Raw genomic sequence first — 9,068 nt, forward strand, 5'->3', positions numbered from 1 at the left:
CCCCACGATGAAAAAGTTTGCCGACGTCATATTGCCTTTGCCTTTGTACAGCTACTTCACCTACTCCCTGCCCGACGAATGGGTGGATGAAGTGCAGACCGGTTGCCGGGTGGTAGTGCCATTCGGACGGAAGAAATACTATACAGCCATCGTGCGCAACGTGCACTATTGTGCCCCCACCGAATACGAAGTAAAGGAAGTGTCCGCTTTGCTGGATGCCCGCCCGATACTGCTTCCGCGGCAGTTCAAGTTCTGGGAATGGCTCTCCGATTACTATCTCTGCACGCAAGGAGACGTCTACAAAGCTGCCTTACCCTCTGGCTTGAAGCTGGAAAGCGAAACAATCGTAGAGTACAACCCCGATTTCGAATCCGATGTCCGCCTGCCGGAGAAGGAACAGAAGATACTGGATATGCTCTCTGCCGACCCGGAGCAATGCGTGACGAAACTGGAGAAGGAGACCGGCATCAAGAACATACTTTCTGTCATCAAGTCACTGCTCGACAAAGAGGCCATCTTCGTAAAGGAAGAATTGCGCCGTACCTATAAGCCTAAGACCGAAACCCGTGTACGCCTCACCGCCGCCGCCCGCAACGAACACCGCCTGCACATCTTCTTCGACGAGTTGCAGCGCCGTGCCCCCAAGCAACTGGACCTGCTGATGAAATATCTGGAACTCTCCGGCTACCTCAGCGGACGAGATATAAAAGAAGTCTCCAAAGCCGAACTGCTGCAACGCACCTCCACCACCCCTGCCGTATTCAACGGTCTTGTGGACCGTGGTGTATTCGAAGTCTACCAGCAGGAAATAGGTCGCATAGACAAAGCACTCCTCAAAGAAGTCATCCCCGTCAACCCGCTGAACGAGCACCAGCAACGCGCTTATCACTCCATCTTAGAGAATTTTCAAAGCAAGAACGTCTGCCTGCTACATGGTGTCACGGCAAGCGGCAAGACCGAAGTCTATATTCATCTGATAGAAGAAACCATCCGGCAAGGAAAGCAGGTGCTCTATCTCCTGCCCGAAATAGCCCTCACTGCGCAAATCACAGAGCGCCTGCAACGCGTTTTCGGTTCCCGTCTGGGCATCTACCACTCCAAGTTCCCCGATGCGGAACGGGTAGAAATCTGGCAGAAGCAGTTGTCGGAAGCAGACTATGACATTATTCTCGGCGTCCGCTCCTCCGTCTTTCTTCCTTTCCGCAACCTCGGTCTTGTGATTGTGGACGAGGAGCACGAAAACACCTACAAGCAGCAAGACCCTGCTCCCCGCTATCATGCCCGCAATGCAGCCATTGTACTCGCCTCCATGTATGGCGCCAAAACTCTGTTGGGCACGGCAACCCCTTCCGTAGAGACCTGGCACAACGCCACTACCGGTAAGTATGGCCTCGTGGAACTGAAAGAACGCTATAAAGAGATACAACTGCCGGAGATTATCCCCGTAGACATCAAGGAGCTGCACCGCAAGAAGATGATGAAAGGTCCCTTCTCTCCGCTGCTCCTGCAATATATCCGCGAAGCGCTGGAACAGAAAGAACAAGTCATCCTCTTCCAGAACCGCCGCGGCTTCGCCCCCATGATAGAGTGCAACACCTGCGGCTGGGTACCCAAGTGCAAGAACTGCGACGTCAGCCTCACCTACCACAAGGGGCTGAACCAACTGACCTGCCACTACTGTGGCTACACCTACCAACTGCCCCGCATCTGCCCCGCCTGCGAGGGCACTGACCTGCGCAACCGCGGCTTCGGCACGGAAAAAATAGAAGATGACATCAAAGCCCTCTTCCCCGACGCCCGCGTAGCCCGTATGGACTTGGACACCACCCGCACCCGTACCGCCTACGAGCGCATTATCTCCGATTTCCAGCAAGGCAAGACGGACATCCTGATAGGCACGCAAATGGTGTCCAAGGGTCTGGACTTCGACCACGTCAGCATTGTGGGCATACTCAATGCCGACACCATGCTGAACTATCCCGACTTCCGCGCCTACGAGCGCGCCTTCCAGCTGATGGCGCAGGTTGCCGGACGCGCCGGACGGAAGAACAAGCGCGGCAGGGTGGTGCTACAAACCAAAAGCATCGACCATCCCATCATCCCGCAAGTCATTGCCAACGACTACGAAGCCATGGTAGGCGGGCAGCTTGCCGAACGCCAGATGTTCCACTACCCGCCCTACTACCGCCTGGTGTATGTCTACCTGAAGAACCGGAACGAGACCCTGCTCGACCTCATGGCACAGACTATGGCCGCCAAGCTCCGCACCGTCTTTGGCAACCGTGTGCTGGGACCGGACAAGCCGCCCGTAGCACGCGTACAGACCCTGTTCATCCGAAAGATTATCTTGAAGATAGAAACCAATGCCCCGATGGCACGTGCCCGCGAGCTGCTCGTCCAGGTGCAAAAGGAGATGGTGGCGGAAGACCGCTTCAAGTCGTTGATAGTGTATTATGATGTAGACCCGATGTAAATAACTCGTAACTAAAGAAATATGAAGAAGATACTTTTCGTTTGCCTCGGCAACATTTGCCGTTCCTCCTCGGCAGAGGGAGTCATGAAACATCTGATAGAAGAAGCCGGACGTGCGGATGAGTTTTTAATCGATTCTGCAGGCATTCTGTCCTATCACCAGGGCGAACTGCCGGACAGCCGGATGCGTGCCCATGCTGCCCGCCGTGGATACAATCTGACGCATCTTTCGCGACCCGTACGTACCGAGGATTTTTACAACTTCGACCTGATTATCGGTATGGACGACCGCAACATCGACGACCTGAAAGATCGTGCCCCTTCAACCGCCGAATGGAGCAAGATACACCGCATGACGGAATACTGTACAAAGTTTACCCATGCCGACCATGTACCGGACCCCTACTACGGCGGTTCCGAAGGTTTTGAGTATGTGCTGGACATTCTGGAAGATGCTTGTGCGGGGTTACTGCAGAGCATTTAATCCAGCGGCATTACATGATACAGTGTCCCCTGCCTTGACTTCTTGTTCGGTATTTCAAGCTTCTTGAGCGTCCGCCCGAATACGGCAACCTTGTTGATTGCCAGACGGTCACGCGTCTTTGTCTGTAAAGCGGAAAGAATCTGCATGGGCATCATCCATTGCCCCTCTTCATCCTCTTCTGCCGCACGGAAATGGCTGTGAAAGAGTTGTTCCAGTGGGGTGAGCTGTTCAAATTCCCGGTTCGTCCGCTTCAAGATGGCTTCATCGGCATCATCCAGCCAGTAGCGCTCACCTTTGGCTACGGCATTCAGAGCTTGTGCATAGAGCTGGCGGTAGTTGATGGTGACATTTGTATCGATGGGGCCGGTGACCTCAATGCAGATGAAACGGCGGCTGCCACTGGGGTCGGACAACAAGTCCTTCTGGTTGCTGGTGCCGATGAAGGAGGCATACCGCCGTATCTCCCGGATGGTGCTGCCGTAGGGTTTGCGCAGGTTGGCAACCGGTTTCTGCAGCAGATGCTTCAGAAAGCCCTGCTGGTTGATGTTGATTTGGTCGAACTCGTCGATGTTGACGAGCAGAAAGCATCCCAGGCTGCGTTCCGCTTCCTGCCTGCTCTTGAAGTCAATGCTGTCCGTATAGCCGAAACGCAGTTCCGGTGGCAGCAAAATGCGGCAAAAGGTGGATTTCCGGAACCCTTGGGAACCGACAAGCAGAGGAGAAGTATTGTTTCCGTGTTGCCGGTCCATTCCACGCCAGTGTGCCACCATGCCTAGGAACCAGCGGTAGAACAACTCCCGCCAATGAGGATTGTGGCACGGGACGAGGTCGGCCAACGCCCGGATGCGGTCTTTCCCGTCCCAGCGGCCGGTATCGTAAAGGTATTCTTCGACGGGATTATAGAGTGGCACATGGTCTGAAGTAAGGAAACGGTTGATGTCGCGGTCCCATACGCGGATACCCTCCTTCAGGGCATTCATGGAGACCGTACTGCGGGCACGCTGGTCAGCAGGCTTGAAATAGAAATGGACGGAGTCGCGCTGACGGTATTCCAAATCATCCAGAACGGTGTTGTAGCGGAACTCATACCGGCGGCCCATAAACTCTTCCAGCCGGAAAACGCTCTCCTGCTCTTGCGTCAGACTGCTCTTTTTCCCGAAGCCTTTAAGCTCTTGATATAGGTTATGAATCGTTTGACGAACAATGAATTCATCCGCTTCCCGGTAATAGTGCATCAATGTCTGGCGGACTACTTCCTCTTCGGGGATGCCTGCCTTGAAACAATGTTCGGCCAGAGGCACCAGCAGTATCCGTAAATCCCCCTCCCGTTTCCAGCCGTCCAATTCGCGAAATGCACGGTCAAGGGCCGATTCGAAGAGTATGGCGAAGGTGTCCGAGGCTTTACTGTCCGGATGCAGCCGCAACAGCGGGTTCTTTTCTGCGAGTTTTCGTTGCCGGAAGTTCTCTTCCTCGGGCATGCCGAGGGGTTGTTCCAAGCAGAAAGGCACAGCGGCAGGATTGTAGTAAGGATATCCATCCAGAGTCATGCGGCAACTCTGTGTAAGGGAAGGTTCTTTCAATGTAATGGCAAACGGCAGTAAGGGCTGGTAGCACTTCACCGCCATACGGTAGGCGTGGGCATGAAACAAGGCGGCATCGCTCTCCCGCTTCGGCGTTGTGCCGTCGGGCAGGGCAAACAATACCCATATCTTGGCACTCCGTCCGCTGGAACCGCAGAAAGCGGCAAAGGTCTGTGGCAGCAGGGCGGCTTGTCGCTTTACATATTCCGCTTCGGCAATGCCCGACAGACGGTTTACTTCCAGTTGTACGAGTCCGTTATAGTTCTTCATCTGCCGTTCTCCCTCTTGTGTACGGCTATATTCCACGGCAGGGTAGATGCGTGGCAGTTTGTCTATATGTTCGTATTGGGCGCAAGTACCCTCCAGTTGAGGAAGGATGGCCCGGAGGGTCGATACATGTCCGGCTTTGGTTTCGGTTTTCAGTTTTTTAATCAGTGCATCCGCTTCCAGGGTGCTGAGGGCTTCCTTTCCGCTCTCTTTTTCTGCTCTAATCAAGGTAATTTTCATTCTGTTTGTCAGCTTGTTTGGGTAAATATAATTCTCGTAAAGATACGACATCAGAAGGCGGAAAACAAGTATTCAGCAGAATAATTATTAAATAAATGCCTGCTTCCACAAACTATACAGCGTGGTGTCGGAAACCTTTGGATTTCTTTTTTAAAACATAGGCATTCCTTTGCTTTTCTCCCTTTGTTTGTCTACTTTTGTATAGGGAATAGATGACGCCTAACGACCATGAACAGCTCTGCTTACGGTCATGAAGCAATCGCTTGACGACTGTAAGCAGAGCTGTTCATGGCCGTTAGGCGTTTCTCTTCCCAAAGCTTTTACGGATGAAGTACGTAACCCGCACCTATTCCGCATAGGGCGCGAACGTATTGTACAACAACTTAAAAGACATTGAACTATGGCAATTTTATTCGATTGGTATGAGCTCCCAGAACCTAAAGACAAACAGCGGGAAGAAAAGATACTTCATCCGCGCATCCGCTTGAACGGCTCTACCACTACCGACGAACTGCGTCGCAGAATTCAGGAACGCAGCTCGTTGACGGAGACTGATGTCTCGGCGGTACTGGATGCCTTGTCGCACGTCATGGGGGAAGACCTCGCCGAGGGGCGGCAGGTACATCTGGACGGTATCGGCTATTTTTATCCCGTACTGACGAGCACGGAGCCGGTGACTGCCGCGACCAAACGTAAAACCACCAAGATTAAGCTGAAGGGCATCAAGTTTCGTGCCGACCAGGTGCTGAAGAATGAGATAGGCGCTATCAAAGCTAAACCGCTGGGGCTGAATGAGCATTCCCAAAAGCTGAGTGACAAGGAGATTGACAGGCGGCTGACGAGCTACTTCTCTACGCATCAGTTCCTTACACGCAGTGATTTTCAGAGCCTCTGCGGAATGATGCGCTCTACTGCACAGCTTCATATTCGCCTGCTTCGCAGCGAAGGCAAACTCGAGAATGCAGGAAAACTCAACCAACCGATTTATGTACCTTGCACGGGGTATTATGGTAGAGACGAGTAGGTTACGGTAAAACTATAGCGTTTTGAGTAGGTGGAAGCAAAATTTGCTTCCACCTTTTTTTGTTGCTTCCACAGCAGCTCAAATGCCGATGGATAGGGGGATGCAGGAGGTGGGTGGAAGTGTGGAAGCAAAGTGATGGAAAATAAATTTCTGGAGAAAAAAAGAGGGCATTCCGTTTTATCGGAATACCCTCAAGTCTATCTATGTACTATATATCTTACTTCTTCAAAGTAATTGTTACAGTAGTGGTTGTGGTAGCACCCCACTTATCAAGTACAACGAGAGAAACCTTACATGGAACATCGTTCTGCAATGCAGTTTCTGCGCTCTTCTTCACTACTGAGAAGTAAGAGTAAGCATCAGTCTCAGTCGGAGCAAACTGACTTCCCCTATGGTCTTCAATAGCCAGATATTCTTTGGCATTGTCATCAGCCAAAACAACTCTCACGCTTTGGATTCTACTATCCATAGGCTCAGTTGTATCCGCTACATAATTAGCACCTGATTTCTTATACATCTGAGTCAAGTTATAAGCCTCTCCGTAAACATCCTTAGCAGTGATGTTCTTCAAGCTAACCTTGATAGGACTAACACCATTGCCAGAAGCATTTGCAGCTGCAGTAGCTTCCAAGGCACCTTCCTTGATTTCAGACTTAACTGTCAAGTTGAATTTATCTACAATCTTAGCGATGTGAACGTTGCCGAATACAGTGTAAGCAGCCTGGATTTCACGAGTTGAGTAAACATTGTCTCTGTTGTCTGCATTCTGAGCATTGTCGTATACCTTAACGCTGATATCACCCGCAACACCGGTTGTTGTAATCCATGGTGTACAAGTGTGTCCATCAATTTCGTGAAGCGTTTCAGTAAACGCTACATTGGTCTTTTCAGCACCCATGTCTTTGTACAGCTTGAACAAGTTATAAGTAACATCTGTACCATCTGCTGAACCGTAAGCTACAGCGTTGTCACCAACGAAGTAAGCAGACAGTCTGCTGAACGGAGTTACAGCTGACTCAGCCGGAGACTTGATAGTAACCTTAACAGGAATTTCAAAGGCGTTTACTGTGGCTCCCTTCTTCTTCAAGCCCAATACAATTTGATAGCTTTCTTCTGCTGGGAATGCTTTAGTGTAATCGAAACTGAACTTGATGTACAACGGGGTCTGAATCTTAGAGCCAGCCGCTGAAACATATTGACCTGCACTGTTTTTAACATAAAGAGTGCTTGCATCAATTGTTGTAATCCAGCTTTCATCGAATGCAGTTCCATCCTTACCATATTTCACACCGTTTACTGTGATTGTCTTTTCAGTAAGAGCCTTGCCGTCTGCCCAAGTAATGCTTCCAACCTTTACAACAGAAGGCAGGTCAGTGTCAGTTGAACCAGCCAAAGCTGCTTGAATATCACCCAATGGCAAGAAGAAATCAGCATTAGTTTTATTTACTGTCCATTCTACATCACCTAAAGTTGTTGAAGGAGCAACATATTTAAAGGTTACTGCAATAGTCTTGGCAGTTGTAGCTTCTGCGACAGTTCCATTCACTAACAGATAATTTACTTTAATATCAAGAAGACCAGCCTTTTCAGCCTTAATCGTATTTCCTGATATAGTTGCACCAAGATTTGCTGCAGCAGTCTTATCGGCAATTTCAAAATAGTAATCAACGATATAAGGAGTCAAATCGGCAACAGCAACACCATTAACAGTAGCAACATTAGCATTTTTGAAACATCCGATTAAATCAAGTTCCTTATTGATGTCAACAGAAAGAGCTTTCAGGTTAGTTACAGCAATTGTATTAACAGCCTTTTCTGTCACTTTTACATCATATGCGGAAGCGACCAAACCGTCGGCAGTTTCAGTCGTTAAAGCATAAGTTCCTGCAGATTTACCACAATTTGCTGTAGAAAGATACTCTACAGTCATATCGAATACACCCTTGTTCACTGAAGCTGCACGAGTCAATGCATCTTCAGTCATGTTAGCTACCGGATTAGTCACCTTGAAAGGCATATTACCTTTTGAATCGGACAAAACATAAGCATATTTAGTGGCATCGGCATCCTGAGGATTTACAATGGCACTTAATGTACTAGTCTGTGAAAGCAAAATAGCGTCTTTCTTATATGTTACATTATTAAATTTCACATCAGCACCCAATGCCTTACCATAGCTCATTGTAACATTAGCAGCTTTAATCTGACCGTCATCAATAGAAACCGCTTTCAAGCTTGTAATAGATGCGGCTTTGGGTAATTTGATGACAGCAGGTTCGCCTTCACCATTTTCACTCGTTGCAACGTGCAGTTCCCAGTAGCTGGTCTTATCTACGACATAAGTACTTGCTCCCATGGCAGAAATGCCAGTATCAGTGCCGACATAGTCATTCTTTTCAGCATCCCATTCGTAAGTCACCCAATTACCGGTTTCCTTACTGATAGAAGGAGCTTTAGCATTGATGCCATTTACTCCATTCTTACCTTCAGAGCAAATACCGGTATCTTCGTTGTTGATGATGAAATTTTTAGTAACTGGATCGATGGTGATTGTAGCAGCATCACCCTTATCCCCTTTATCACCTTTAATGGTTCCAATGGTGCTAGTAGTATTATCACTCCAAGTGATTGTAATACCATCACCATTTTTCACAACGTTGGTAACAAACTTACCATCGCCCACTTTTGCCTGCAAGTCGCTGATTGAAGCCTTGATACCAGTCAACTCATTGTTGATCTGATCAATGTCATCATCATAGTCCTTACAAGACGTGAAAGTTCCTGCAGTACCAACCATTAAGGCACTAAACAGGATTACACTTAGAAACTTCTTGTTCATAATTGAAAACTTTAAATTTATAAATTTAAAAAATAAAAAAGTGAATAATCTCTCATTTTCATTCCCTTTCACATAGTTGTTGATTATATGATTTTTTCCGTTACTTCGCAGGTAATGAAATCTTGTTAATCCCGTTAATAATCAGGGAATAAGGAGAAAATA

General features: G+C 48.8%; 5 protein-coding genes. 3 read left to right on the forward strand and 2 right to left on the reverse strand.

The genetic code is table 11. The annotated features are described in order from the left end of the window. Positions 1–7 precede the first annotated feature (7 nt). Both priA and DWX62_RS19170 read left to right on the forward strand, forming a co-directional pair. Positions 8–2,473 (forward strand): primosomal protein N', encoded by a 2,466-nt coding sequence (priA, locus tag DWX62_RS19165; RefSeq protein WP_120173091.1) that lies wholly within the window; start codon positions 8–10, stop codon positions 2,471–2,473. Positions 2,474–2,494: 21 nt separating this feature from the next. Continuing rightward, the gene (locus tag DWX62_RS19170) at positions 2,495–2,956 is read left to right on the forward strand and encodes a low molecular weight protein-tyrosine-phosphatase (protein ID WP_005833576.1); all 462 of its coding nucleotides are present in this window, start codon (positions 2,495–2,497) and stop codon (positions 2,954–2,956) included. Here DWX62_RS19170 and DWX62_RS19175 read toward each other — a convergent pair. Further along, positions 2,953–5,043, reverse strand: a complete 2,091-nt coding sequence (locus DWX62_RS19175) for a BT4734/BF3469 family protein (protein WP_120173093.1) — start codon at positions 5,041–5,043, stop codon at positions 2,953–2,955. The two genes, DWX62_RS19170 and DWX62_RS19175, sit on opposite strands and share 4 nt — an antisense overlap. A gap of 400 nt (positions 5,044–5,443) precedes the next feature. Between DWX62_RS19175 and DWX62_RS19180 the strand changes: the two genes are divergently transcribed. Beyond that, a complete protein-coding gene (locus tag DWX62_RS19180) occupies positions 5,444–6,067 on the forward strand; it encodes an HU family DNA-binding protein (RefSeq protein ID WP_005825839.1) in 624 nt (207 codons plus the stop codon). A gap of 217 nt (positions 6,068–6,284) precedes the next feature. On the opposite strand, the gene DWX62_RS19185 is transcribed toward DWX62_RS19180, so the two are convergent. Beyond that, positions 6,285–8,978 (reverse strand): hypothetical protein, encoded by a 2,694-nt coding sequence (locus tag DWX62_RS19185; RefSeq protein WP_243636289.1) that lies wholly within the window; start codon positions 8,976–8,978, stop codon positions 6,285–6,287. Between the last annotated feature and the right edge of the window lie 90 nt (positions 8,979–9,068).

This window comes from Bacteroides sp. AF20-13LB (assembly GCF_003603065.1).
In the GTDB taxonomy this organism is placed as follows: Bacteria; Bacteroidota; Bacteroidia; order Bacteroidales; family Bacteroidaceae; genus Bacteroides; species Bacteroides uniformis.

What these genes read in the sequence shown, in the direction of transcription:
- priA (WP_120173091.1), top strand. Translation starts at nt 8, where the DNA reads ATGAAAAAGTTTGCCGACGTCATATTGCCTTTGCCTTTGTACAGCTAC.
- DWX62_RS19170 (WP_005833576.1), top strand. Translation starts at nt 2,495, where the DNA reads ATGAAGAAGATACTTTTCGTTTGCCTCGGCAACATTTGCCGTTCCTCC.
- DWX62_RS19175 (WP_120173093.1), bottom strand. Translation starts at nt 5,043, where the DNA reads ATGAAAATTACCTTGATTAGAGCAGAAAAAGAGAGCGGAAAGGAAGCC.
- DWX62_RS19180 (WP_005825839.1), top strand. Translation starts at nt 5,444, where the DNA reads ATGGCAATTTTATTCGATTGGTATGAGCTCCCAGAACCTAAAGACAAA.